17 protein-coding genes and 1 tRNA gene are annotated in these 25,042 nt (G+C 47.1%); 5 read left to right on the top strand and 13 right to left on the bottom strand.

Going from position 1 to position 25,042, the window contains the following annotated elements; genetic code table 11:
- Positions 1-11: 11 nt before the first annotated feature.
- Together P2W84_RS04800 and P2W84_RS04805 are read right to left on the bottom strand one after the other, a co-directional pair.
- Entirely contained in the window at positions 12-362 is a 351-nt protein-coding gene (locus P2W84_RS04800; protein ID WP_276088969.1) for a response regulator, read from the bottom strand.
- Between the two features lie 205 nt (positions 363-567).
- Positions 568-641 (bottom strand) — tRNA-Ala (locus P2W84_RS04805).
- A gap of 202 nt (positions 642-843) precedes the next feature.
- Here P2W84_RS04805 and katG point away from each other — a divergent pair.
- Positions 844-3,120, top strand: a complete 2,277-nt coding sequence (gene katG / locus P2W84_RS04810) for a catalase/peroxidase HPI (RefSeq protein WP_276088970.1) — start codon at positions 844-846, stop codon at positions 3,118-3,120.
- 5 nt (positions 3,121-3,125) lie between these two features.
- Here the strand turns inward: katG and P2W84_RS04815 are convergent, their stop codons facing one another.
- The 9 genes from P2W84_RS04815 to surE all read right to left on the bottom strand — a co-directional run bounded on the left by P2W84_RS04815 (position 3,126) and on the right by surE (position 18,642).
- A complete protein-coding gene (locus tag P2W84_RS04815) occupies positions 3,126-3,452 on the bottom strand; it encodes a hypothetical protein (protein WP_276088971.1) in 327 nt (108 codons plus the stop codon).
- A 101-nt stretch (positions 3,453-3,553) separates the two neighbouring features.
- Positions 3,554-7,147, bottom strand: a complete 3,594-nt coding sequence (locus P2W84_RS04820; RefSeq protein WP_276088972.1) for a BamA/TamA family outer membrane protein — start codon at positions 7,145-7,147, stop codon at positions 3,554-3,556.
- A 157-nt stretch (positions 7,148-7,304) separates the two neighbouring features.
- Complete coding sequence (locus tag P2W84_RS04825; RefSeq protein WP_276088973.1) at positions 7,305-8,723, bottom strand: glycoside hydrolase family 125 protein; 1,419 nt, start codon at positions 8,721-8,723, stop codon at positions 7,305-7,307.
- Positions 8,724-8,728: 5 nt separating this feature from the next.
- A complete protein-coding gene (locus tag P2W84_RS04830) occupies positions 8,729-10,990 on the bottom strand; it encodes a GH92 family glycosyl hydrolase (protein WP_276088974.1) in 2,262 nt (753 codons plus the stop codon).
- 172 nt (positions 10,991-11,162) lie between these two features.
- Positions 11,163-12,845 carry a RagB/SusD family nutrient uptake outer membrane protein gene (locus P2W84_RS04835; protein ID WP_276088975.1) on the bottom strand — a complete coding sequence of 561 codons (1,683 nt, stop codon included), beginning with the start codon at positions 12,843-12,845 and terminating at the stop codon, positions 11,163-11,165.
- Between the two features lie 9 nt (positions 12,846-12,854).
- Positions 12,855-15,968, bottom strand: coding sequence for a SusC/RagA family TonB-linked outer membrane protein (locus P2W84_RS04840; protein ID WP_276088976.1), 3,114 nt, complete (start codon positions 15,966-15,968; stop codon positions 12,855-12,857).
- 416 nt (positions 15,969-16,384) lie between these two features.
- Positions 16,385-17,494 (bottom strand): lipid-A-disaccharide synthase, encoded by a 1,110-nt coding sequence (lpxB, locus tag P2W84_RS04845; protein WP_276088977.1) that lies wholly within the window; start codon positions 17,492-17,494, stop codon positions 16,385-16,387.
- The gene (locus P2W84_RS04850) at positions 17,491-17,772 is read right to left on the bottom strand and encodes a stationary phase survival protein SurE (RefSeq protein ID WP_276088978.1); all 282 of its coding nucleotides are present in this window, start codon (positions 17,770-17,772) and stop codon (positions 17,491-17,493) included. The genes lpxB and P2W84_RS04850 overlap by 4 nt, the downstream gene beginning before the upstream one ends.
- A gap of 27 nt (positions 17,773-17,799) precedes the next feature.
- Positions 17,800-18,642 (bottom strand): 5'/3'-nucleotidase SurE, encoded by an 843-nt coding sequence (gene surE, locus P2W84_RS04855; protein WP_276088979.1) that lies wholly within the window; start codon positions 18,640-18,642, stop codon positions 17,800-17,802.
- A 130-nt stretch (positions 18,643-18,772) separates the two neighbouring features.
- Here surE and P2W84_RS04860 point away from each other — a divergent pair, with 130 nt between their 5' ends.
- Complete coding sequence (locus P2W84_RS04860; RefSeq protein WP_276088980.1) at positions 18,773-21,703, top strand: insulinase family protein; 2,931 nt, start codon at positions 18,773-18,775, stop codon at positions 21,701-21,703.
- A gap of 93 nt (positions 21,704-21,796) precedes the next feature.
- Here the strand turns inward: P2W84_RS04860 and P2W84_RS04865 are convergent, their stop codons facing one another.
- Both P2W84_RS04865 and acs read right to left on the bottom strand, forming a co-directional pair.
- Positions 21,797-21,982 carry a CsbD family protein gene (locus tag P2W84_RS04865; protein ID WP_276088981.1) on the bottom strand — a complete coding sequence of 62 codons (186 nt, stop codon included), beginning with the start codon at positions 21,980-21,982 and terminating at the stop codon, positions 21,797-21,799.
- 69 nt (positions 21,983-22,051) lie between these two features.
- Complete coding sequence (gene acs, locus P2W84_RS04870; protein WP_276088982.1) at positions 22,052-23,956, bottom strand: acetate--CoA ligase; 1,905 nt, start codon at positions 23,954-23,956, stop codon at positions 22,052-22,054.
- A 415-nt stretch (positions 23,957-24,371) separates the two neighbouring features.
- Here acs and rpmB point away from each other — a divergent pair, with 415 nt between their 5' ends.
- The 3 genes from rpmB to P2W84_RS04885 are packed head-to-tail and all read left to right on the top strand — an operon-like array spanning position 24,372 to position 25,030.
- Positions 24,372-24,605: a 50S ribosomal protein L28 gene (gene rpmB, locus P2W84_RS04875; RefSeq protein ID WP_276088983.1), complete on the top strand. Its 234-nt coding sequence runs from the start codon at positions 24,372-24,374 to the stop codon at positions 24,603-24,605.
- A gap of 39 nt (positions 24,606-24,644) precedes the next feature.
- Positions 24,645-24,827: a 50S ribosomal protein L33 gene (gene rpmG / locus P2W84_RS04880; protein ID WP_107216618.1), complete on the top strand. Its 183-nt coding sequence runs from the start codon at positions 24,645-24,647 to the stop codon at positions 24,825-24,827.
- A gap of 38 nt (positions 24,828-24,865) precedes the next feature.
- A complete protein-coding gene (locus tag P2W84_RS04885; RefSeq protein WP_276088984.1) occupies positions 24,866-25,030 on the top strand; it encodes a DUF4295 domain-containing protein in 165 nt (54 codons plus the stop codon).
- Positions 25,031-25,042: the final 12 nt, after the last annotated feature.

A 25,042-nucleotide genomic window follows, 5' to 3' on the forward strand; every position in this document is an offset into this window, starting at 1 on the left:
AGCCACTCAGTTTACGCTAACTGCCGCAATGTCTCAACGATCTCATCAAGATCGAAAGGTTTTCGGATAAAACCATTTGCCTTTGAATTAACGATCCTTTCTTCCGGAATATGAGCTGACATGATAACAACCGGAATGTAGGCTGCACGTAGGTGTGATTTAATTTGAGAACAAAGCTCAATTCCATCGCCATCGGGAAGTAAGACATCTAAAAGATACAGATCCGGAAAATTATCTTCAAAGCAATTCAAAAATTCCCCGGCAGATCTGAATACGCTAACCTCAAATCCTGCTTCTTGAAGACAGGTATTTAAAATAAAACGTATATCAGGGTCATCCTCTACGATATAGATAGAACGCATTGGCTTACTTGGCTAGGTTTGTCTCATCGTTTGTGTACCTATTTTTAAGCAAAGATTATTCCATCCAAGCCCATATAACATTTAAGGTAGCAAATTGGTTACATAAAACTCACAGGTAAATGAACCGTCCTTCAAATTTATCTTTGTTATGAGGATATTGAAATAAAAAGGCACTTACATTCATTGTAAGTGCCTGACTATATCGTGGAGATTACCGGAGTCGAACCGGTGACCTCTTGCATGCCATGCAAGCGCTCTAGCCAGCTGAGCTAAACCCCCATTTTGTATCTGAGTGGGGCAAAAGTAACCATTTTTGGAAACCTTGCAAATTTAATATTAAAATAATAGCAGATAAAATAACGGCCTGCATATGCAAATATCCCCGCTCATAGACATCGACTATATCTATATTGAAACATTCGATTTTTTACAGAAAAATTCCTAACTTAAATTTGAATTATCACCAAAAAAAAATCAAAACATGGAACATAATTCAAACGACATCAGCAAATGCCCTTTTTATAACGGCAGCCTGAAAAGCAATACCGGTGGTGGCGGAACCCGGAACCCCGACTGGTGGCCAGACCAGTTAAGATTAAACATACTCCGGCAGTATTCCGCTGCATCCAGCCCGATGGATAAGGACTTCAGTTATGCTGAAGCCTTCAAAAGCCTTGACCTTGAAGCGGTGAAACAAGACTTGCACGCACTCATGACTAACTCACAGGACTGGTGGCCTGCAGATTTCGGCCATTATGGCGGTCTGTTTGTCCGCATGGCCTGGCACAGTGCAGGAACCTACCGCATGACTGACGGCCGTGGTGGCGGCGGCCAAGGTCAGCAACGCTTTGCTCCACTCAACAGCTGGCCAGACAATGTCAGCTTAGATAAGGCCCGCAGGTTGCTTTGGCCTGTCAAACAAAAATATGGCAACAAGCTCTCCTGGGCAGACCTCATGATCCTGGCGGGCAATATTGCCCTGGAATCCATGGGTTTCAAGACTTTTGGGTTTGCCGGCGGACGCGAAGATGTATGGGAAGCCGACGAGTCTGTTTACTGGGGTTCTGAAACTACCTGGCTCGGCGGAGATCTGCGCTATGCCCATGGCTCGGAGGGTGTAGAGAAGCCGGGTGGCGTACTGGTATCTGACGACAATGCCGACGGCGATATTCATTCCCGTAACCTGGAAAAGCCACTTGGTGCTTCCCAGATGGGATTAATCTATGTAAACCCGGAAGGCCCGGACGGAAATCCAGACCCGCTTCTCGCGGCCAGGGACATCAGGGAAACCTTTGGCCGTATGGCCATGGATGATGAGGAAACGGTTGCACTGATTGCCGGTGGCCATACCTTTGGCAAAACACACGGCGCGGCGACTTCAGATCATGTGGATCAGGAGCCGGAAGGTGCAGACATCGAATTACAGGGCCTGGGCTGGAACAACCGTTACGGCACCGGCAAAGGACCAGATACCATTACCAGCGGACTGGAGGTAACCTGGACCAAAACGCCCACCAGGTGGAGTAATGATTTTTTCGAACACTTGTTCACCTATGAGTGGGAACTCACCAAAAGTCCCGGTGGGGCACAGCAGTGGGTAGCCAAAGATGCGGGAGACATTATCCCTGACGCCTTTGACCCAAACAAAAAACACCGTCCGACAATGCTGACGACCGACCTGTCCCTGAGGTTCGACCCCGCATATCAAAAGATATCCCGGCGTTTTTACGAAAACCCCGATCAGTTTGCAGACGCCTTCGCGCGAGCATGGTTCAAACTGACCCATCGCGACATGGGCCCTCGTTCACGTTACCTTGGGCCTGATGTACCCGCAGAACAACTGATCTGGCAAGACTTGCTCCCGGCCGTTGATCATCCTTTGGTAGATGAAACTGTTATTGCAACACTAAAGCATAAAATACTGACATCAGGACTAACTGTTCCTCAATTGGTAACTACTGCCTGGGCGTCTGCATCTACTTTTCGCGGCAGTGACAAACGCGGCGGTGCCAATGGCGCACGCATCCGTCTTGCACCACAAAAAGACTGGGAGGTCAACAATCCGGTACAATTGCAAAACGTGCTGGGCGTGCTGACGACCATACAAAATGATTTTAACGGAACGCAGGCCGACGGAAAGAAAATCTCGCTTGCCGATCTGATTGTACTGGCAGGAAACGTCGCCATAGAAAAGGCGGCCAGAGATGCAGGCCATGAAGTAGAGGTGCCTTTTACACCAGGCCGCACAGATGCTTCGCAGGAGCAGACCGACATCCATGCCTTTGGTTTCCTTGAACCACAGGCCGACGGCTTCCGCAACTACCGAAATAGTAAAGCCCGTAGCCGTACTGAAGAATTGCTCATAGACAAGGCGAACCTGCTTACACTAACCGCACCTGAACTTACCGTCCTGGTAGGGGGTCTGCGCGCGCTCAATGCCAATTATGATGGATCTCCTCAGGGTGTCTTTACCCATCGTCCCGGCCAGCTGACTAATGACTTCTTTGTGAATCTCCTGGATATGAGCACCACCTGGAAAGCTACAGATGAGCGCAAGGAGCTGTTCCACGGCTACGACCGGAAAGCCGGGACGTTTAAGTGGATGGCGACTCGTGCAGATCTTGTGTTTGGATCGCATGCTGAACTCAGGGCCATTGCTGAAGTGTATGCCCAATCCGATAACGCGCAGAAATTTGTTAAGGATTTTGTGTCCGCCTGGACTAAGGTAATGGATCTGGACCGCTTTGATCTGAAATAGCTGTTCTACAGCTCGGTTGTCCGCAATACCTTCATCACATAAAGATCCAATTCCTTCCACTGGATGTAGCCCAGGTTCCCGCAGATCCTGGCTACATCATTCTGGATATAACCAGGTACATCATTGACGATCTTCCAGCGAATGGCATAACCCGAATTGTAGCTCATATAAATGATCAGATCCTCGCAATACCTTTCATCATGAAATTCTCTGATCAGCAATACCTGTAGTTCACTGGCAATTTTATTCAGTCTTTCATTCATCATCTTCGCCAGTGGTTTGCCCGGTTTTGGCGAAATTTCAACCATCGGTAATACCGTCACATCAGTCATCGTAGCCTATTAAAGCCGCAAGATGTGGCAAGAAAAAGAGATGTGCAAATAAAAATTGAGGTGCTGTCTGTAAAGCGCTCTGATATAAACGGATAAATTATTCAAAACCTAAAGCTGGTAGCAAAATAAGGATACCAGCCTTCTGCTGAGTGCGCCAGTACTGCCCTGACGATGGCCAGTGAAGCCGGGGAGAAATAAAATCCTCCGCCGTATCCCTGGCGCCAGGTATCAGACCGTTCATTGCCATTCCATACACGACCCACGTCATACAAGCCCATAACGCCCACCTGGCCCGGTAATACATAGCTCACAAAATCGCCCAGTTTAAAACGCATTTCCAGGTTGTTATAAAAATTGTGGCGACCTGCAAAGCGATACTGCCGGTAACCTAGTAAGGTGCCCTCCCCGCCCAGGGTAGCATGCTGGAAAAATGCCGGACGACCACCGGTAAGGGTTCCGCCAAACCTGTTGGCCAGAACGATGGTCGCCCGGGTATCAAGGTTCTTATAGAGTGATATTGAACCCCGGAACTGAACAAATGAGGCCGAAGCACTGCTGATACCTTTGTACCCCATCAGTTTGAGATCGATGTAGCTACCTAATGTAGGCAGGAGCTCCTGGTCACGGGTATTGTTTACAAAATTGACCGTCGCCCCTGCGTAGAGCTTATCTCTTTCGATCAGGAGACTATCTGGGGAATGCAATTGCAACCTGTTATTGATAAAACGCCCCTGGTTGTCATCTTTATCGAAACTGTAATATTGCAGGCTCGGCCCTATAGTCAGTGTTGATTTTGGTCTGCGCCAGCGCAGTGAAGGGTCCAGTTGTATCAGATTGAAGCGGGTCCTGTAATAAGAGATGCGGTGGTCAAAACGGGTATCATTCCCAACACCGAAAAAGTTCCGGGTATTGTCCGGTGCCTGTATACTCGCCTTCAGCACCATGTCGCCGTCGCCTGCAACCTTTAGCCATTCCCCTGAATAGTTGAACCGTACAGCGGAAGTGGCCAGTGCATAAAGCAGTGAAAAGGACTGAGAACTGCCATAAGGCTGTTTCCTGAAGCCGGGACGTGTTACTTTCATAAAAGCACCCAGGTACAAACCATCATCTGCATTGTAGCCAAAATCCGGGTACAGAGATGTCCTTTTATAAAGGTCTTTACCCAGATAAGTCGCATTTCCAGTGTCGGAAGACAACTTGATGCGAAGCTTACCGGCATCTGCGCCATTAAAGATACTGCCGTCCATAAGTCCGAATACCCGGACCGGTTTACGCAAGGCTGTAACCTCATAAGCTTTCTTTCCATGTCCGGAAATGATCTTCACACGGATCGGTGAAATACGGTTAGAGATAACGACACTATCGCTGCCATCCCGCATATAAAGCCGGATTTCCCTGGTGATTTCAGGATCAAAAACACGGCTAAAAACCACATCCTTTACATTACCGGATTTATTGATCTTGTAAAGCTCCACTTTAAGTGCGCCCTGATCAAGTCCGGTGATGACAGCCTTTTCATTTTTATGGCTGGCCTGTATGTCTACAATCCGGCTGAAAAACCGGTAATAGGTATTCATTAGCCTGGGCAAAGTCGCTTTTCGCCGTTGCAGTTCGTCCAGGAATTCATCATGGCGCATACGGTAGACCTCTGGTGGCAAGCGCCGGAGCGCGGTTTCAAATATCTCGTCAGTATACAGGTCGGTAAACAGTTTTATTTCCCGGTCCCATTCTTCTTCTGAATACTGGGAAAGAATTTTGCTGTTCATTGCCCGCCCTTCCCATAAAAACCAGTTGACATCTTTGAGGTCCCTCTCCATCCCCTGCATCATCGGTAAAAGGTCTGACCTGATGGCAAAACGCTGCAACTTGCCTTCCGTTTTAAAGAAAACCTGGTCTCGGTCGCGTGGCACCGGCAGGTACCTTAAGCCCTTTTCAGTGGTATCAGCCTTCCAGCGCCACTGGTCTTCATGCCGGTCCCAATCACCCATCAGTACATCAAGGGCCTTAGCCCTGAGGTACATCCTGGCATCGTAAGTATTGTCATTATCAACATCCAGCTTTTTAAACATTTTTGCGGTGTTGTCCGAAGGTCCCACAGGATTTCTTTCTTCAAGCAGACATACCGTGTTTTCGAAAGTGCCCGCATAATCCCCAAGCGCATCGTCTGGTGATACCAGTCCGATGATGGGATTTGCATGAGGCACCCCCGCCCTGTCTGCGAGTACGGGCGCAACCAATGCAGTAAAGGGATGCTGAGAGGCCATGTTATCTCGCATTACGTCACGGGCAAAAGTCGTCCTCAGCCCAGGCGGCAATAAGACCTCCGGATATTTTTCAACGCTGCGCAGCACATATTCTTTTCCATTTTTGTCTTCCAGACGCAAAGACCTGCTTTGGTTCCCACCTCCCAGCTGGGTCGGTTTTAATCCGCCATAAATTCTGGAGATGCTGATGACCGGCACCTTTACGTCCATGGCATAATCTTTCCGGTAATTCTCCCCAAACAGGTAACGGTGCAGGCCACCTACATGGTCAAACTGAGGTTTTACCTTCACTATGGCACTGTCTGCCGCTGTCATCTTTGCCTCCCTGGCCTGCCGGAGTTCCACCGGATTAAAGGCTTGAATATAGCTATATACCTTTTCTACACCAGTTTCAGTATACAGGAAATATTCATACCGCATGCTGTTGTCCTGAAGCTGGTCGGCCAGCACATAACCATTCTTAAAGCTATGGAACAGGGAATTTGGTCCTCCTTTATTGGGTGAATGTTTAGCACCTGCACCACTTACAATCTGTAATTGATCTCCCCTGATCAGTTGTAAACCATGTTCGTGCCCGGCCGCATAAACGAGATTAGGATGATCAGCAAATACAGCCCCGACCTTTTCGGTCATCTCCTTATATTTAGGGTGTCCCAGATCCTCCGGACTCAGAAAGGTAGTCCTCAAAAAAGGATAAAGCGAACCCAGTACCGGCAAGGGGATGTACAGGTTTTTATTTAAGGAAGTAAGCGGGAACAGATGTGCCTTAAGACCAAAATATCCTCCATGTGTACCGTAGCTTTTGAAAGGATGATGCGAAGCCAGGATAATCATTTTGTCTTTGTTCCGTTCCAGTAACTCATGCAGTCGCAGGACTACTGCATCCGTAGTGCTGCAATCACAATCCGGGTTTGTTTTTTCATAGGGGAAAAGCCACCATTCGCTATCATAAGCGATAACTGTCAGCTTATCGGAAAGAGGAATGGCTACCGGGTCCGGGCAACCCTGATCAGGAATAAGTTTCAGCAAGGGGTCATTAAAGGAAGCCAGGAACGCTCCCTCAGCCTGTATCTTTGCCAGCCCATCCGGTCCCGATCTGTCCCAGTCATGGTTGCCAGGCAGAAAGTATACCGCAGCCCCCTTTGCCCGCATCGGGCCAAACTGCGACTTCAGTATCTGCTCCGTCCGCGCCCGCGTTTCCGCACCAGGCAAAGCCATACCGACCGGATATACATTATCGCCCAGGAAAAGTACCGTTGTTTTTCCGCTGATCACATGCCCAGCGGCACTTTCGATAGATTTGATCTGTTGGGTATTCATTTCTCCGGCATCACCGATCAATAAAACCCGGTATTTCACCTCTTCTTGCGCCCTTGCACAAAAAGCAGCCAACAAGAGCAATGGCAAGAAGCACCACACTTTGTATTTCATAAGTAGGGGCCAGTCGGATAAACAGATCGCAGTCATTTGTCAGAGGAAGCTAGCGGCCTCAAGTTAAACAATTTTATAACATGCCTATCACAAAAAAAGCTGCCCTGAATGGGCAGCCTTCTCACATAAATGGTTATTCAGGTTATAAAATGTAATACTAAACCAGCAGGTGCGGGCGCTCTTTATATACTTTCCAGAGCAGTTCACCAAAAATGGTATTGGACCAGGCAAACCAGGAACGGGTAAAGTCTTTCGGATCGTTCTTATTGAATGACTCGTGCATAAAGCCCGTCCCTGCATGGCTCTTTTGCAGCAACTGCAGGCATGACTTGATTTCTTCATCACTTTTTGCTGTCAGTCCCTGCATGGTCAATGCGATTGGCCAGATCTTGTCCATACCTGTATGCGGGCTTCCGATGCCCTTAGCGGCAGTTCCTTCAAAAAAGAACGGATTTTCGGAAGACAGGATATATTTACGCGTATTAATATACACCGGGTCATCTTCACGGACGGCACCCAGATAAGGAAGTGCCAGCAAGCTCGGCACATTGGCATCGTCCATCAGGTTATGACTGCCAAAGCCGTTCACCTCGAAAGCATAAATCTTACCAAACTGCGGATGCTCCACTATGGCATATTTCTGCAGGGCCGCCTCCACCTCATTGGCCAGTGTCTTGCATTCTTCAGCAAGCACAGTATCTTTGTTTACCGCCGTAAGGATCTCCGCGGCATGGCGCAGACTCACTACCGCAAAGAAATTGGAGGGCACCAGGAAATTATAAATGGTGGCGTCATCACTAGGGCGGAAGACCGAACAGATCAGTCCTACAGGTTTCACCGGGTAGCCATAACCGCTTACCGGCACCGTATCGGTAGCAAACATTGTCTCACGCTGGAATTTATAAGGCCCCAGGCCATTTTTACGCTGCTGTTCCTTAAAGGTCTTTACAATCAGGGCAATGGCATCTCTCCAGCTGGTGTCAAAAGGTGAAGTATCGCCGGTCAGCTTCCAGTAATGGTGGCTGAGGCGGATAGGATAGCATAGTGAGTCAATTTCCCACTTGCGCTCATGCACACCGGGCTTCATATCAGTCTTATCGGTTGCCCATTCACCTACTTTGTCCGGATCGCCATAAAAAGCATTTGCATAGGGGTCTTTTTTAATACATTTTACCTGGTGGTTAATGACACCTGCGATGAGCTGCTGGAGGGCTTTATCACCTTTAACCAGTGGCAGGTAAGGACTCACCTGCGCTGTACTGTCACGCAGCCACATCGCATCGATATCACCAGTGATCACATAAGTATCCGGCCGGCCATCCACCGTAGTATGAGTAACTGTGGTATCCAGCGTATTCGGGAAACAGTTCTCGAATAACCAGGCCAGTTCCTTGTTCTTTACATTCTTGTGAAATTCCTTAATAGCGGATTCCACGGCCTTGCTCTGAAAATGCCTCTTCGCCGGTGCTACGCGCACTACGGGAAACTCCGGGTCGGCAGCAGCGAAGGCCACCTTGTCTACCATCATTCCGGCTGCGAGCATGCCGGTGTTCTGTAAAAATACTCTTCTTTTCATCTGTTTTATTTTGTTAGAGAGAACGGCTTATCGGTTTCTGCAAGCCCTCTCTGCGTATTTGGTTCTCTACTCATGTTCAGCTTCAACACACCGCCCTTTACAATATCGGCATGCGTAATGAAATTCCTGGTATAATTCTGACCGTTTAAAGCAGCGTCCTGAATATAGACATTTTCCCGGCTATTGTTATTCGCCTCGATCACGAACTTTTTGCCGTTTTCGAGGTTAAGTGTGATCTTTTTAAACATCGGGCTGCCAAAAACATATTCACCGGTCCCGGGTGTCACGCTGTAAAAGCCCAGCGCACTGAGTACGTACCATGAAGAAGTCTGGCCCTGGTCCTCATCGCCAGGGTAGCCATTCTCAGTGGCATTATATAGTTTATACATTACCTCCCGCGCCCTGGCCTGGGCCTTCCACGGCTCCCCTGCATAGTTATAAAGGTAGACCATATGCTGAATAGGCTGGTTGCCGTGGGCATACTGCCCCATATTAGCCATTACCATTTCAGTCATCTCATGGATCATGCCACCATAAGTACCGACTTTAACGGTATTAGGCACACTAAATACGGAATCCAGTTTGGAAGTAAAATTCTTATCTCCGCCCATCAGGTTGATGAGTCCTTTAGTATCCTGGAATACCGACCATTGCCAGTGCCAGGCATTGCCTTCGGTAAAAGGGCCACCCCATTCCACAGGGTCAAAGTTCTTGCCCCAGTTACCATCTGAGTCTTTGGCCCGCATGAACCGGGTACCCGGGTCATATACGTTTTTATAGTTGTACATCTGACGCTTAAAGATGTCCATATAATATTGGTCACCGGTCAGTCTGGCCAGTTCATAGCCGCAGAAATCATCATAGGCATATTCCAGGGTTTTGGCAGTAGCCTCCCGGTATTTCGGATAAGGTACATAGCCAAGCTGGTAATATTCTCTCCAGCCGTCACGGCCATTGGCAGGCCCCCAGGGGCCTTTGTTCGTTGCCTCGTGCAGGTAGGCCTCAAGCGCTTCCTTTGGATTGAAGGTATGCAGGCCTTTTGCCCATGCATCTGCAAAGAGCGAAATCGCATGGTTACCGATCATACTGCCTCCTTCACTTGGAAAAGACCAGGAAGGCAGCCATCCGCATTGCTTCCAGGCATCGATCATCGCCTGCATGTAGCGGCCGTGCATTTCTGGCTGGATCAGTGTATTCAGCGGAAATTGCGCCCGGAAGGTATCCCAGAAACCCGTATCGGTAAACATATAGCCTTCATGCACTTTACCGTCATAAGGACTAAAGTAATAAGCCTTACCGTTCTTGTCCAGTTCATAGAATTTCCTGGAGAACAGACTGGCCCTGAAAAAGCAGGAATAAAAAGTTTCCATATCCTCCTTGCTTCCACCTTCTACCTGAATACGGCCCAGCGACTCATTCCATACCTTGGCAGCCTTTGCTTTAGTCTGCTCCAGGTTTTTATCTGCACCCAGTTCACGCTCCAGGTTCAGTTCGGCCTGCTCGGGGCTGATATAGGAAGAAGCCGTCTTTACCTGTACCTTTACGCCAGGCTTAAACTCAATATAAGCACCCATTCCGTCGCCCTCTGCTTCTGTAGCACCTGCTTTAGTCGTATTGCCTTTGTTCTCCCAGGTTCCGTAACCCTTAATCGGCTGGTCAAACTGCACCACGAAATAGCTTTTCCACTCCTTGTGGAAGCCGCCGCCATTGCTCACATAGCCGGTGATCCGGTTGCGCTTTACATCGATCTTCACACCGCTGGTCCGCGTATAGCCGTCAAGCACGAGGTAACTGGCTTTACCTGAAGGATAACTGAAACGCAGGTGTGCGCCCCGCTCTGAAGGAGATATCTCGGTAGTGATCTGATTATCGAATTTTACCTTATAGTAATTGGGTTTGGCAATTTCATTTTCATGGCTGAACTTTGCCTCGCGCTTGTTCTCATCGACCACCAGTTCGCTCATTGGCATCAGCGAAAAAACGGCATAGTCACGGGTCCAGGAACTGCACTGGTGCGCCTGCTGAAATCCCCTGATCTTGTCCAGGAAATACTGGTACTTCCAGCCATCGCCGTTCTTACCCGTCTGCGGGGTCCAGGTATGCATACCGAAAGGCAATGCGGTTGTCGGATAAGTGTTTCCCCTGGTGAGCTCGTGTTTTGAGTTCGTACCCTGCAGGGTATTCACATAGCTGACCAGATCCTTCTGCTGCGCAAAGGCCGTCTGTCCGAGCATCAGCAGTGCAAGAATGGTTTGTTTTGGTTTCATTGTGGTTTGTGTGTTCTTGTGTGTATTTATGCCGTTGTGTGTCCGGCACAGATATTTGGTTGCTTAAATCGTTTTAGTGATTTCTCAAATATAGGAATCTGAGACAGAAGGTTCAAGGGAGAATAATAAAAAAGGCCAGTCGGATGACTGGCCTTGATAAGTTGTCATATTTTTAATTTGGGTAGCCGGGGTTTTGGGTCAGATTCGGGTTAAGCGCCCTTTGCTGCTGTGGAATCGGAAAAAGCTTACGGTATTCGTTGCTGGGTTGGTGATCCCACCAAGAGGACGTAGTGAACTTATTCCAGCGAATAAGGTCATCTCTTCTAAAACCTTCGAAAATGAATTCCCGACCGCGTTCCGCAAGCAATTCGTCCAGGGTCAGTGTTGCAGTCGTATAGGCGTTTGCAGGCCAGTTAGCCACTATAAAAGCACGTTGTCTACAAGCGTTAATCAAGTCTACTGCTTCCTGGTTTGCAGCCCCGCCGTTCTTACGCATTAAGGCTTCAGCTTTTGCAAAATAAACCCAGGTAAGGCGATAAATATGCCAGTCAGTATTGTTGTAATTTGGATCGGGGGCCACATTAACAGTAACGCCATTCATCACTCTTGTTGCCCCGACCTGATTACCCAATTTATATTTATTAAAGCGAACACCACTATTTTCTTCACCTTCACTCATATTTGATACTGTTGAACCAATCTTTACGCGCTGAATACTATCAACAAAAACCAATTGCTGCCCATCATATTCGTTACCACCCGTTGCAATGACTGGCTCTCCATTGTCAAACCTGAACATAGGGCCATGTAATAACCATTCACTTTTTCTTAAATCCTCGTTCTTAAACGTTGGATAGTTTCCGGGAACTACAACCACACCATCATTTCCATTACGGCTTCCACCGTAAATAAATTGCTGTTGAAAATGATAGAATTCTCCCGTCCACGATGGCTGGAAGTTTGCGCGCTGAAATTCATAAGCGATAGAAAATATCGCTTCCTTAGATAAATCGTTGTTCGGCTTAAAGGCATCTGTAATATTGGTATCCAATGCCATCGCTCCGTTCAATCCCCCGGCCTGGTTATTGATAAGTTTATCTGCGGCGGCGATGCAATCGTCCCACCTGGCGGTACCAGTCCAGGCCTCTGCATTCAGGTAAAGCTCCACCAGCATTGCATAGCCCCCTGCCTGCGACATCCTGCCCAGCATCTGCTTAGACAACGGCGGTGCCTTGTCCACATTTTCCTTTATCTCTTTTTCAATGAAAGCAAAGACCTCTTCCCTGCTCGCAGTTTTCGGCAGTTGGTCTTTAGGTACAGGCTGGTCCGGAACCTCTGTCACGATCGGAATGTTACCAAACAAATCCATCAGCTTAAGATAATGAAAAGCCCGAAACAGCTTCAATTCAGCAATATAGGCATCCTTTTCTTCCTGTGACAGGCCAATGTCAGCAGGATTTTTTCCTTCAATTTTCTTTATCGGATCATTACAGAGGCCTACGCCCCACCACATCAGGGTCCACGCGTTATTTAGTCCCCCCTCATCGTTTGTCCAGCTATGGTAATGCAGCCTCTTCCATTTTCCGCCATCTTCACCGTGACGGCCCTTGGTAGGCCAGGCCAACTGATCAGCAGACAGTTCACTTGGCCGCCACCAGCCATCCTGCCCAGAAGGTGTAGCCCATGCATTTGCATGCGTGTATGGCCTCAGGACAGCCGAGATGATTTCATTCTTGTTGTTATAAAAATTGTTGCTTTCAGCAGTATCATAAAGGTTCTCATCAAGCTTTGTGCAGGATGCCATTGCACAAAGTGTAAGTCCTGCAGCGATGAATGTTTTATATGTCGTTTTCATGGTCAAATCTTAAAATCCTACGTTTAAACCGAATAGAAGAGAGGTAGTACTTGGGTAAGGTCCGCGACCGTCAATACCCGGTGCCAGGCCGGTGTCACTGACAAAATCGGGATCATTTCCCGTGTAGCTGGTAATCAGCGCCAGGTTCTGGCCGGTGGCATAAATCCTAAGGTTCTTGAATGATTTCGATTTCAGGTTAAACCGGTAACCCAGCGTCAATTCATCCAGTTTTATAAAACTTCCGTTTTCAACATAATAATCTGAATACATATAGGTATCATTAATTTGAGCATATTTAGTAAATGCTGAGTTCAGCAAGTTATCGCCCGAAATCTTATTACCATATGAGATTGCAGTAGTATTCAGAATATCATAGCCAAACTTGCCCCTGAAAAATATCCTCAGATCAAAATTCTTATAAGTAAAACTGTTCGTCAGCGAGGCATAGTATTTAGGTATTGCATTGCCAATTACCTGGTAATCCGTTACATTACGATCGAACGAATTATTGATCACATCGTTACGTACCTTTTCTCCTGAACGATTGTAGAACAGCCATTTACCGTCTTCCGTAAAGCCTGCAAATTTCTTTCCCCAGAACTCGCCAAGTTTTCCGCCTTCATAAGTACGGATGGCATTTCCAAGTGCTCCATATCCGCCTATATCTCCGAGGGACAAATAATCACGTTTATAATTCTCATTTGAATAAGAATCCAATCGGTTAGATGTAGTGCTGCCCGTGAAGTCTACCGTCCAGGTAAAATCCTTGTTCTTGATTGCTGCGTAACTTAATGCCAGCTCAATACCTTTTGCAGATATAGTACCTACGTTGGTATAGATGGACCCCCGGATATAAGGGGGCTGCGGAGAATCATAATTGTCCAGCAGGTCCTTTGTTACCCGATTAAATACATCCAGTGAACCTGTAAGCCGATTATTGATCAGACCAAAGTCAACACCAACGTTAAACTCTCTTTTTTTCTCCCAGCGTAAGTCGGGGTTGGGATTACTGTTTGGCCCATAAGTTTCACGATATTGTCCATCAGGATATAAATAAACACCTCCCGTGCCCAAGGTGACGAGTGATGCGTAATTGCCGATCCCTGAGTTACCGGTAACACCATAGCCAGCCCTTAGCTTCAGATAATTGATTACCTTATTATTTTTCAGGAAATCTTCTTCGGTAATCGTCCAACCTGCAGAAATAGCGGGAAAATCTCCCCATTTGTTATTGATACCGAAGCGTGAAGAACCTTCCCGGCGATAAATCCCCTGAAGGTAATACCTACCTTTATAAGAGTAGTTAACACGACCGAAGAAAGCGATCAGCGTATTGTCGTTTTTATAACTGCCCAATCCCGCCTTACCTGCAGCAAGCTGGTTACCTGCATTGAGATTGTTCTCTTCAAAAAGGTCATTTAAAAATCCCAGGTTATTGGCGTTAAACCCTTCGAATACCTCATAACGATAACTATACCCCGCAATACCAGTCAGGCTATGCTCATTGAACGTCTTCCTGTATTCGAGTGTAGGCTCCACATTAAAGTTTTGCTCAAGAACGGTAGAACGGCCGGCATATCCGCCATTTTTATAGATATCATTTTCAAGAGAATATTCTCCATTTATTGAACGGTATTCTCCATCTACATAGCTATTACGCTGAACCGCACCAAATACGGATGCCTTCAAACCTGGGATTATATCGTAATCTACTTTTGCATCTATTGAACTGGTTTGCTGCTGACGTTTATTTTTCTCCTGCTGCAATCTGGCAAATTGATTGGTACTTGTATTTTCAAAGTAGAAGCTGCCATCATCGTTGTAGTTAGATAACGTCGGATTTCGCTTAAACTGATCCTCCCAACCACCTCCACCAAGAAGATTTGCCCTGTTAAAATTTGTCGTCAGATTAATACTGGCATTAAGCTTCTGATCAAAACCCTTTTGATTGATATTCAACCTGATACCGTATTCAGTTCTATCATTTTGTTCCGCAAAACCCTGCAGGTCACGGAAGTTGAGACTTGCTCTGTAACTCGTATTTTCACTTCCGCCACTCAGCGCCAGGTTATGGTTCTGACTGATGTTGTTCTTATTGACCAGGTCGTTAAAGAAATCGGAAGTATGTCCATAATCCGTTCTGTCCAGTTCTCCGGAGGCAATTCTGGCCCTGAATTGATCAACCGTCATAAAGTCTGGTCGCTTGTAGAGATATTCGTGTCGTACATAGGAAGAATAAGTAAAGGACGGCGGCCCCGCTTTACCTTTCTTGGTGGTGATCAGGATAACCCCGGCATTGGCTCTCGTTCCATAAATGGCAGCACCTGAACCGTCCTTCAACACGTCAATCGACGCGATATCATCCTGCTGTAACAAATCCAGGTTTCCACCCGGTATACCATCGACCACGATCAGCGGACTCTGACTTCCGGTTACCGAGGTCACACCTCTAAGCTGAATGTTTACTCCCGAATTGGGGTTAGAACCACTAGTCCTGGTGATCTGCAAACCCGCGACTTTACCCTGTACGAGGTCAAGCGGGTTCCTGGATCCACTTTGCCGGAAATCCGCGGTATCTACGTGAGCAACCGCTGAAGTGACTTCACGCTTATCCAGCGTACCATACCCCACACCAACTATGGTCACATTTTGGAGTGCAACCCCTTCTGCCGGCGTCATCTTAATATTTAATGGCACATTACCATTGCCAGCGGGACGCGTTACCGGCGAATAACCCAGATAACTGAAGGTCAGGTTTTCGTTAGGCCCGGTCACTGCGATAGAAAATTTACCTGCAGCATTTGTAACTGTACTCTTGCCGGAAGCCGACTTTACACCGACTCCCGGGATAGGCTGCGAATTTTCATCAGAAACAATACCCGTAACTACACTTTGCGCGCTTCCCGCCTGAGCACCCTGTGGCGCAGGAGTTGCCGGAGCCGCTGGTGTCACCGGCGTGGTCGCCTTTTTGGTCGTGTCTTTTTTTGTCGTATCCTGCTGCCAGAAGGAAGAAGACAGCAATCTCCCTGATCCCAGGTGCTCACTGCGCTCCGCGGCGACACTCCGGATACAGGTGGTACAGAGCATAACTATGCCTATACCGCTTAGTAACTTAATTTTCATTCGACGTTGTTTTTAGTTATAGTTAATTGTTCAATAATTCAATACAGAGGTAATGAGACAATTAAAATAGATGGCGCCGTTCATGAAGGTTAAACCGAATTGCAGCAAAGGCAAAAGGATAACCCCTCACGAACTGAGAAGAAGAAAATTCAGATGAAAACCGGGAGACCCGGAAGATGATTTAGCAAAAGATCAGGACAGCGGGACGTCGTGTCTGATCAGTTGATTAAGAAGATAAGTCTGGAGCGCGTTTACTAGTGGAAGGGGATAATTGGTTTTCATAAATCTAGGGATGGTTATAAGTATGATTACAGTAGTAAAACGTTTTAATAAATTCAAAAGTAAGGTTTATTAGTTAAGATCAAAACACATCTCAAAGGGATGTACATACATTTTTCCGATAACAGAGGGAAATATTAACTGTTTTTAAAATAGCTGATAATTAAACCGGCAGTCTTTTCAGAAGCTCCCGGTCTACCCATTTTTTCAGACAACTCACTGTACCTCATAAGCATATCTTCCCTTCCTTTTCCGCTCAGCACCACATTCAATTCAGCTTCAATCTGTCTGGGATTACAATCTTCCTGTATCAGCTCTGTAACAACTTTTTTATCCATAATCAGGTTCACCAGCGAGATAAACCTGATCTTAACCAGCATTCTGGCAATGGCTACCGAAACCGTCCCGCCTTTATAGACCACCACCTGCGGCACATGGAACAACGCTGTTTCAAGCGTCGCTGTGCCAGATGCCACAACAGCTGCATGTGCAATATGCAGCAAATCATAGGTTTTGCCGAAAACCAGTCTTAACGGAACCCCGTTCATGTACTGCCGGTAATACGCTTCTTCAAAACCCGGTGCCGCGGCAACAACAAATTCGTAATCCGGGTATGCAGCCGCCGCAGCAACCATATCGGGCAGTAGCCGCTCAATCTCCTGCCTGCGGCTCCCCGGCAAAAGCGCGATAACAGGCCTTGCACCTATACCTTGTGAGCGAGGGAAATCCGGATCCGGAGTGAACTGCGCCACGGCGTCCAGCAATGGGTTGCCCACATAGTCGACCTTCATACCCCAGCCCTTATAGAAATCTACCTCGAAAGGCAGGATGCAGAACATCCGGTCTACCACCCTTTTGATCTTCAATACCCGCTTCTGGTTCCAGGCCCAGACCTTAGGTGAAATATAATAAGCTACAGGAATCCCCCGGGCTTTGGCAAATCCGGCAATCTTCAGATTAAACCCGGGAAAGTCGATCAAGATCAGTACGTCTGGTTTATAGGCAAGGATATCTGCCTTACAAGCCTTCATATTTCTGAGGATCGTACGCAGGTTAAGCAGTACTTCTGTAAATCCCATAAAGGCCATTTCCGAATAATGCTTTTGCAATACGCCACCTTCAGCCTTCATTTTATCACCCCCATAATAACGGAATTCGGCATCAGGATCCTGTATCTTCAGCGCTTTCATCAGGTTTGCGCCATGAAGGTCTCCCGAGGCTTCACCCGCAACAAGGTAATATCTCATACTTTGCTGACTTTATAGTAGAAAAATACAAAGGCCCACAGAAACGTAGCGCTGATTACTCCCCGCCCGCTATTGTCCTTATTGAACCTGAAAAACAAATGCATCAGCCAGGCATTGGCAGCGACACAGGCAATCAGGAGCAAATCTGCCTTTGCTAAAAAGGCAAAGCGGTGCATGAGGTACCAGACTATGGAAATGAGCACACCCGGCATTACAATTCCGGCAGTCAGACCAATCCACACCGAATTTCTCCACTTAGCTAATTGTTCTTCCAACATTTGTATACTTAATTGAATATCAAGCTCTTACCCCAGTGAGGAACCATCAGCTGTTAAATGTCTGATCTCACTATCCTGCTTTTCAGGCAGTCCGTCAACCTGGAAACTCCAGGAGTTCAACACCGGGATCGCATGATGCGCAGTCAGGTCAAATTGTACCGGTACCACCGACACATAACCATGTTCAAGTGCCCAAACATCCGTATCTTCACCTTTATCGTTATTCTGGAAGACCCCCGTCAGCCAGTAATAAGGCCGCTGGTAGGGATCTTTACGTTCATCAAACTCTTCCGCCCACTTCGCATTTGCCTGCCTGCAGATTTTAATACCCTTTAAATCAGGCCCCTGTGGAAAATTCACATTTAATAAAGTTGCCGGCGGAAGCCCGTGCTCCAGCACCTGCTCACAGATCGCTGTAATAAATTTCGCACAATGGCTGAAATCTGCCTCCTGCGTGTAGTCATCCAGCGAAAAACCAATAGAAGGTATACCCTCAATTGCTCCTTCTACCGCAGCTGACATGGTACCCGAATAGATCACATTGATCGAGTTGTTCAGCCCATGGTTAATACCCGAGACACAAAGATCAGGCTTCTTGCCCTTAAATATCTTATTTACGGCCAGTTTCACACAGTCCACAGGGGTACCGGAGCACTTGTACATTTCTACCCCCGGGTAAAGTGTTACCTTATCAAACCGCAAAGGCTTTCCGATCGTAATTGCATGGCCCATACCTGATTGTGGTCCATCAGGCGCTACCACTACGACGTTCCCAAGATGCTGCACCACTTCGATCAGGTTGCGGATACCCGGGGCAGTAATACCATCGTCATTGACTACAAGAATATTTGGTCTGGATTGTTTTTTCATAAGGATCGGGTTTAAATCTGCTGCCGCAGCAGAAAACAAGCTAAAAACAGGCTTTGCAACGGTAAAAGTACAAGAAATCAATACAAGATCGATGACTTTTGTATAAGTTTGAGCGATAACTTAATTAAACATGAAAAACAAACTGCTGCTTGCCTGTTTTCTGCTGATTGCTACAGGCGTCATGGCCCAGACCAGCTATCAATGGAAAACGGCCTCATCAGGTGGTTACAGCTATAAGTATGTAACCAACGACCCCACTAAATCACGCTTTTATACCCTGAAGAATGGTCTTACCGTCGTCCTTTCACGAAACACCAAAGAACCCGTCATCGAATACCGGATGGCAGTAAGGGCCGGCAGCAATACCGACCCGAAAACAGCGACAGGTCTGGCCCACTACCTGGAGCACCTCCTGTTCAAAGGAACCGACAAATTCGGCACACTTGATTTTGCCAAAGAAAAGCCGCTGCTGGACAAGATAGATGCGCTTTACGAGCAATACAACAAGACTACAGATCCGGCCAAACGCAAAGAAATATACGCCGAGATCGACAAAACTTCAGGGGAGGCGTCCAACTTATCTATCGCCAATGAATACGATAAGATGATGACCTCCATCGGCGGTCAGTCCACCAACGCACATACCTGGTACGAAGAAACCGTTTATAACGAAGATTTCCCTTCCAATGCGGTCGATAAATTCCTTGCCCTGCAGGCAGAACGTTTCCGCAAGCCGATCTTCCGTATTTTCCATACAGAGCTGGAAGCCGTATATGAAGAGAAAAACCGTGGCCTCGACAACGATGCCTGGAAACTGAACGAAAAAATGATGGAGCAGCTTTTCCCTACCCATAATTATGGACAGCAGACCACCATCGGTACCATCGAGCACCTGAAAAACCCCTCACTGATCGAAATCAGGAAATACTACAATAAATATTATGTGCCCAACAACATGGCCATTATCATGGCTGGCGACCTCAACCCCGATGAGCTGATCAAAAAGATCGACGCAGCCTTTGCCTACATGCAGCCAAAACCACTGGAACTTTACAACCCGGCACCGGAACAACCGCTGACTTCCATTAAAAAAGTAGATGTATACGGGCCAAGCGCAGAAAGCGTAGAGCTCAATTACAGAGGCTACGCGCAAAGCACCAGGGAAAGCCTGCTGCTCGACCTCATTTCCAGCATACTCTCCAACGGCAAGGCAGGCCTGCTCGATATCAACCTGAACAAACAGCAGAAAGTCCTGCGTGCAGGCGCAGGTTACCAGCAGATGAAAGACTATGGTGTTTTCAGCCTCACCGCCCAGCCTAAACAGGGGCAGAGCCTGGAAGATGCGCAAAAACTCCTGCTGGAACAGATCCAGTTATTAAAAGAAGGCAAATTCGACGAAAGTCTGATCAAGGCAACCGTGGCCAACAGCAAACTGGGCTTACTGCAGGCCTTTGACAAGAACGACTTCCGTGTGGAAAGCATCACCACCGAGTTTATCCAGAACAGGGGCGCCAACTGGAACAAGTCACTCGCCGCTCCGGACCTCATGGCCAAAGTGACCAAACAACAGATCACAGATTTCGCAGGCAAGTTTTTCAAAGACAACTATGTAGTCGGCTATAAGCACAAAGGCGAAGACAAAGATGTAGTCAAGGTAGAGAAACCAGCCATTACCCCGGTCAATACCAATGCCGGCAAAAACTCAGCATTTGTCAATCAGCTGTTTGCCATGCCGGTAAAACCCATTGCTCCTCAGTTCCTGGACTATAAAAAAGACCTGAACTTCGGAAAGGCAGGTATCGCAGACGTCATTACCGTACAAAACAAGGAGAACAGCATTTTTGAGCTTACCTACCGTTTCGAAATGGGCGCCTGGAACTACCAGTTGCAGCCTTATGCCGCACAGTACCTGAGCTTCCTTTCGACCGACAAATATACGGCTGAACAGATCAGCAAGGAATTTTACAACATCGCCTGTAATTACAGTTTCAATGTAGGTAATGAAGTATCCACTATTACCATCAGCGGCCTTCAGGAGAACTTTGATAAAGCCGTAAACCTGGTAGAGCACATCCTCGCCAACTGCAAACCCAATGAAGAAGCACTTAGCGAACTGAAGAGCCGCATTCTGAAATCAAGGGAAAACAACAAACTCAACAAAGGCGCCATTCTGAACGGCCTGATGAGCTATGCACAATACGGCCCTGTAAACCCGGCGAACTATACCCTGAGCAACGAACAGGTAAAGCAAATCAAGGCTGCAGACCTGGTCTATATTCTGCACAACATCAGCAATTATAAACATACCATCACCTATTACGGCCCGCAGACCAAAGAGGCTTTTATCTCTGGCATCAGTAAGCTGCATAAACTACCTTCTGAGTTCACCCCTGAAGCACCCGCCAAGGAATTTAACTATACCAGCACTACCGCCAACCAGGTTTATTTCGCCGACTACGATATGGTGCAGTCGGAGATCCGCTGGGTACGCAACGACGGTAAATTCGATGCTTCCCTCTCGCCAAAAGTAAACCTTTTCAACAGCTATTTCGGCGGCGGTATGGGTTCAGTAGTGTTCCAGACCATCCGCGAATCCAAGGCCCTGGCTTATTCCACGTTTGCCTTCTACTCTTCACCTGACAAGAAAGAGAAAGATTATGCCATGATTGCCTATGTAGGCAGCCAGGCCGATAAAATGAACGATGCCGTTACCGGCATGAACGAACTGCTCAACAACCTGCCACGTGTAGATGAGTCCTTCGCAGCCGCAAAAGGCAATTCGCTGAATGCCCTCGAAACCAGCCGCATTACCCGGGATGATATTATCCAGGCTTATTTTTCTGACCAGAGACTGGGTATTGACCACGACTCCCGCATTGATGAATACAACGGGCTTAAGCCACTTAAATTCGAAGACATCAAGTCTTTCCATGAAGCACACGTTGCAGGTAAACCTTACAACTACTGCATTGTTGCCTCCGATAAAAGGGTCAAAATGGAAGACTTGCAAAAATTCGGCACTGTTACTAAACTGAGTCTTGAGCAGGTCTTTGGATACTAGATTCCATGCTATGGCTCCGAAACAGGCTGACCATAAAACTCTTTAAGCATATAAAAAAAGGGCCCTGTTCGGGCCCTTTACTTTGATTTGCTGTTATAAGCTTTTTATCCAATCTACCAGCTGGTCCCGGGTCTTTCCGGTCTTTTGCTGAAGACGTCCGTACAACTCATCATCCTTGCCTTCCTCATATTTCAGGTCATCATCGGTCAGGTCTGCATACGCCTGTTTTACTTTACCTTTGATCTCATTCCATTTTCCTTTCAATTCCAATTTGTCCATTGTCTTCGATTTTATGTTAACAATCTGTAGCTGTATAGAGTTAACAGGCGGCAGGTACCGATTGTTTGATCACTGTTTAGATTTACCAATGATTCCTTCAACAACCGCAGGATCGAGCAATGTCGAAGTATCGCCCAGATTGCTCACATCGCCCTCAGCGATCTTACGCAGGATGCGCCTCATAATCTTGCCCGATCGGGTTTTGGGAAGACCGCTCACAAACAGTATTTTGTCTGGTTTGGCAATAGGTCCGATTACACGGGTAACAGTCTGGAGGATATCTTTACGGGTCAGGTCCTCATCGCTATGAGTGTTTGGAAAAATGACAAATGCATATATTCCTTGTCCCTTTACCTCATGAGGAAAGCCGACTACCGCACTTTCTACGACACCCGCATGCATATTGATCGCATTTTCCACTTCTGCGGTTCCGATGCGGTGTCCGGATACATTGATCACATCGTCTACCCGTCCTGTAATACGGTAATAGCCGTCCGTGTCCCTAAGGCAACCGTCGCCAGTAAAGTATAAATCTGGATAGGCGGAAAAATAAGTCTGCCTGCAGCGTTCATGATCACCATAAGTGGTGCGCAGCATACCTGGCCACGGGAATTTGATGCAGAGATTACCGCTCACCTCGTTTCCCTCAATTTCCCGGCCCTGCTCATCGACAAGCACAGGTTGTACTCCCGGCAAAGGCAAGGTGGCATAACTGGGTTTGGTCGGCGTGACAAAAGCAATAGGCGAGATCAGTATGCCGCCGGTTTCTGTTTGCCACCAGGTATCCACTATCGGGCATTTGCCTTTTCCGATGTTTTCGTCAAACCAGTGCCAGGCTTCCTCATTGATGGGTTCGCCTACAGAACCGAGTACCCTTAAGGAGCTCAGGTCTGCCCCCTGCACCGGCTCCAGCCCGAAACTCATCAATGACCGGATGGCAGTAGGCGCAGTATACAGGATATTTACCTTATGCTTATCAACAATCTGCCACAGACGTGACGCATCCGGATAGGTCGGCACACCTTCAAACATCAGCGTAGTAGCACCCTGGGACAGCGGCCCGTAAACAATATAAGAGTGCCCTGTGATCCAGCCGATGTCTGCCGTACAGAAGTAAACTTCGCCCGGCTGATAATTGAATACATTCGCAAAGGTATAACCTGCATAGACCATATAACCTGCGGTGGTATGGACTACACCTTTAGGTTTTCCCGTAGAACCTGAAGTATACAGAATAAACAGCATATCTTCGGCATCCATTTCCTCGGCCGGGCAATCCGTGTCGACTACTTTTACCTCATCTTCCCACCAGATGTCTCGACCTTTAAGCATGGAAACGGGGGTACGGGTATGTGTAAGAACGATTACCTTTTGTACGGAAGGACAGGCGATCAGTGCATCGTCGATGACTTCCTTCAACTGAATTTGCTTATTGCCCCTGAAGGCGCCGTCCGCGGTAATGACGAGTTTGCATTGCGCATCGTTGATCCGGTCGGCGATAGACTTGGCTGAAAAACCGCCGAAGACTACAGAATGGACAGCCCCGATACGGGCACAGGCCAGCACGGCGATGGCCAGTTCGGGTACCATCGGCATATAGATGCAGATCCTGTCGCCCTTCTTTACCCCGTTCTTTTTGAGCACATTGGCAAACCTGCACACCTGTTCATGTAACACCTTATACGTAAGCGTAATGCTTTCCTTCTGCGGATCGTTGGGCTCCCAGATAATGGCAGGTTTATCGCCATTCTCCTCCAGGTGACGGTCGAGACAGTTTTCGGTAATGTTCAGTCTGGCGCCTTCGAACCATCTGATCTCGGGTGAGCTGAAATTCCAGGACAACACTTTGTCCCATTTTTTACGCCACTGAAAATTTCCGGCTACTTCTGCCCAGAAGTCTTCAGGCTGTTCTACACTATACTTATACGTTTTCTGATACGCTTCAAATGAGGTGATCTGCATTGCTGATTGCATCGTTGGTTTATACTTTGGTGTGTTATACAGGGTACCGAGGCCGTCTTCCGACCGCGCTGCTCTCCGAAATCAAACTTACTAAAATTGGGACGAATTGCAACTGCCGGGCCCTACCAAAAGTTTATCCGCGGCTATCCATGCATACATTAATAGCGCCTCAAGCAGCCATTCTGCATAGTTTCTCCACACCGCGTGCACTAAAAGGTACCCGTTTTGTGCAGGAAGCAGGCATCAGATTCGCCGGAATGGTGTAAAAGCATGGACCTTATTTGAGCGCGACTGGCAGAAAGCTGACCAGCAACCAACAGTAAATAAAAAATATTTTGACTGGCAACTTGATGGTTACAAATTTTATACAGATATTTGCAAACTCTTAAAAAAATAAGAAGAAGAACATTTAACATATAATAAAAGCATGTCAAGAGTTTGTGATTTAACCGGAAAAGCAGCGATGACTGGCTTTAATGTTTCTCACTCGAACGTTAAAACCAAGCGCAAGTTCTATCCTAACCTGCAGCTTCAGAAATTCTATATTCCTGAGGAAGACCGTTGGATAACACTGAAAGTATCTACTTCAGCGATCAAGACCATTAACAAGATCGGAATTTCAGAGGCCATCAGCCGCTTCGTTAAAAAAGGACATTTGTAGAAAAACCGGTTGATGTGAATCAACCTTAATCATAAGAAAATGGCAAAAAAAGGTAACAGGGTACAAGTTATATTAGAATGTACAGAGCACAAAACCAGTGGCATGCCTGGTATGTCAAGATACATTTCTACCAAGAACCGTAAGAATACTACTGAAAGGCTGGAGTTGAAAAAATACAACCCGGTATTGAAGAAGGTAACCGTACATAAAGAAATTAAATAATATACCTGGTTTAACGACCAGACATAATCTATCAGATCATGGCTAAAAAAGTAGTTGCGACCCTGAAAACAGGAAAAGGCAAAGAATATTCGAAAGTGATTACAATGACCAGATCACCTAAAACAGGTGCTTATTCTTTCAAAGAATCTATCGTTCATAACGATCACATTCAGGATGCTATTTCTTCTGCATCTAAAAAATAGTTTTAATTGTAA

This window comes from Pedobacter sp. JY14-1 (assembly GCF_029269825.1).
Classification (GTDB): Bacteria; Bacteroidota; Bacteroidia; order Sphingobacteriales; family Sphingobacteriaceae; genus Pedobacter.

Bases quoted from the DNA above. Each gene is read 5' to 3' on its own strand.
- P2W84_RS04800 (WP_276088969.1), bottom strand. From the start codon at position 362: ATGCGTTCTATCTATATCGTAGAGGATGACCCTGATATACGTTTTATT.
- katG (WP_276088970.1), top strand. From the start codon at position 844: ATGGAACATAATTCAAACGACATCAGCAAATGCCCTTTTTATAACGGC.
- P2W84_RS04815 (WP_276088971.1), bottom strand. From the start codon at position 3,452: ATGACTGATGTGACGGTATTACCGATGGTTGAAATTTCGCCAAAACCG.
- P2W84_RS04820 (WP_276088972.1), bottom strand. From the start codon at position 7,147: ATGAAATACAAAGTGTGGTGCTTCTTGCCATTGCTCTTGTTGGCTGCT.
- P2W84_RS04825 (WP_276088973.1), bottom strand. From the start codon at position 8,723: ATGAAAAGAAGAGTATTTTTACAGAACACCGGCATGCTCGCAGCCGGA.
- P2W84_RS04830 (WP_276088974.1), bottom strand. From the start codon at position 10,990: ATGAAACCAAAACAAACCATTCTTGCACTGCTGATGCTCGGACAGACG.
- P2W84_RS04835 (WP_276088975.1), bottom strand. From the start codon at position 12,845: ATGAAAACGACATATAAAACATTCATCGCTGCAGGACTTACACTTTGT.
- P2W84_RS04840 (WP_276088976.1), bottom strand. From the start codon at position 15,968: ATGAAAATTAAGTTACTAAGCGGTATAGGCATAGTTATGCTCTGTACC.
- lpxB (WP_276088977.1), bottom strand. From the start codon at position 17,494: ATGAGATATTACCTTGTTGCGGGTGAAGCCTCGGGAGACCTTCATGGC.
- P2W84_RS04850 (WP_276088978.1), bottom strand. From the start codon at position 17,772: ATGTTGGAAGAACAATTAGCTAAGTGGAGAAATTCGGTGTGGATTGGT.
- surE (WP_276088979.1), bottom strand. From the start codon at position 18,642: ATGAAAAAACAATCCAGACCAAATATTCTTGTAGTCAATGACGATGGT.
- P2W84_RS04860 (WP_276088980.1), top strand. From the start codon at position 18,773: ATGAAAAACAAACTGCTGCTTGCCTGTTTTCTGCTGATTGCTACAGGC.
- P2W84_RS04865 (WP_276088981.1), bottom strand. From the start codon at position 21,982: ATGGACAAATTGGAATTGAAAGGAAAATGGAATGAGATCAAAGGTAAA.
- acs (WP_276088982.1), bottom strand. From the start codon at position 23,956: ATGCAATCAGCAATGCAGATCACCTCATTTGAAGCGTATCAGAAAACG.
- rpmB (WP_276088983.1), top strand. From the start codon at position 24,372: ATGTCAAGAGTTTGTGATTTAACCGGAAAAGCAGCGATGACTGGCTTT.
- rpmG (WP_107216618.1), top strand. From the start codon at position 24,645: ATGGCAAAAAAAGGTAACAGGGTACAAGTTATATTAGAATGTACAGAG.
- P2W84_RS04885 (WP_276088984.1), top strand. From the start codon at position 24,866: ATGGCTAAAAAAGTAGTTGCGACCCTGAAAACAGGAAAAGGCAAAGAA.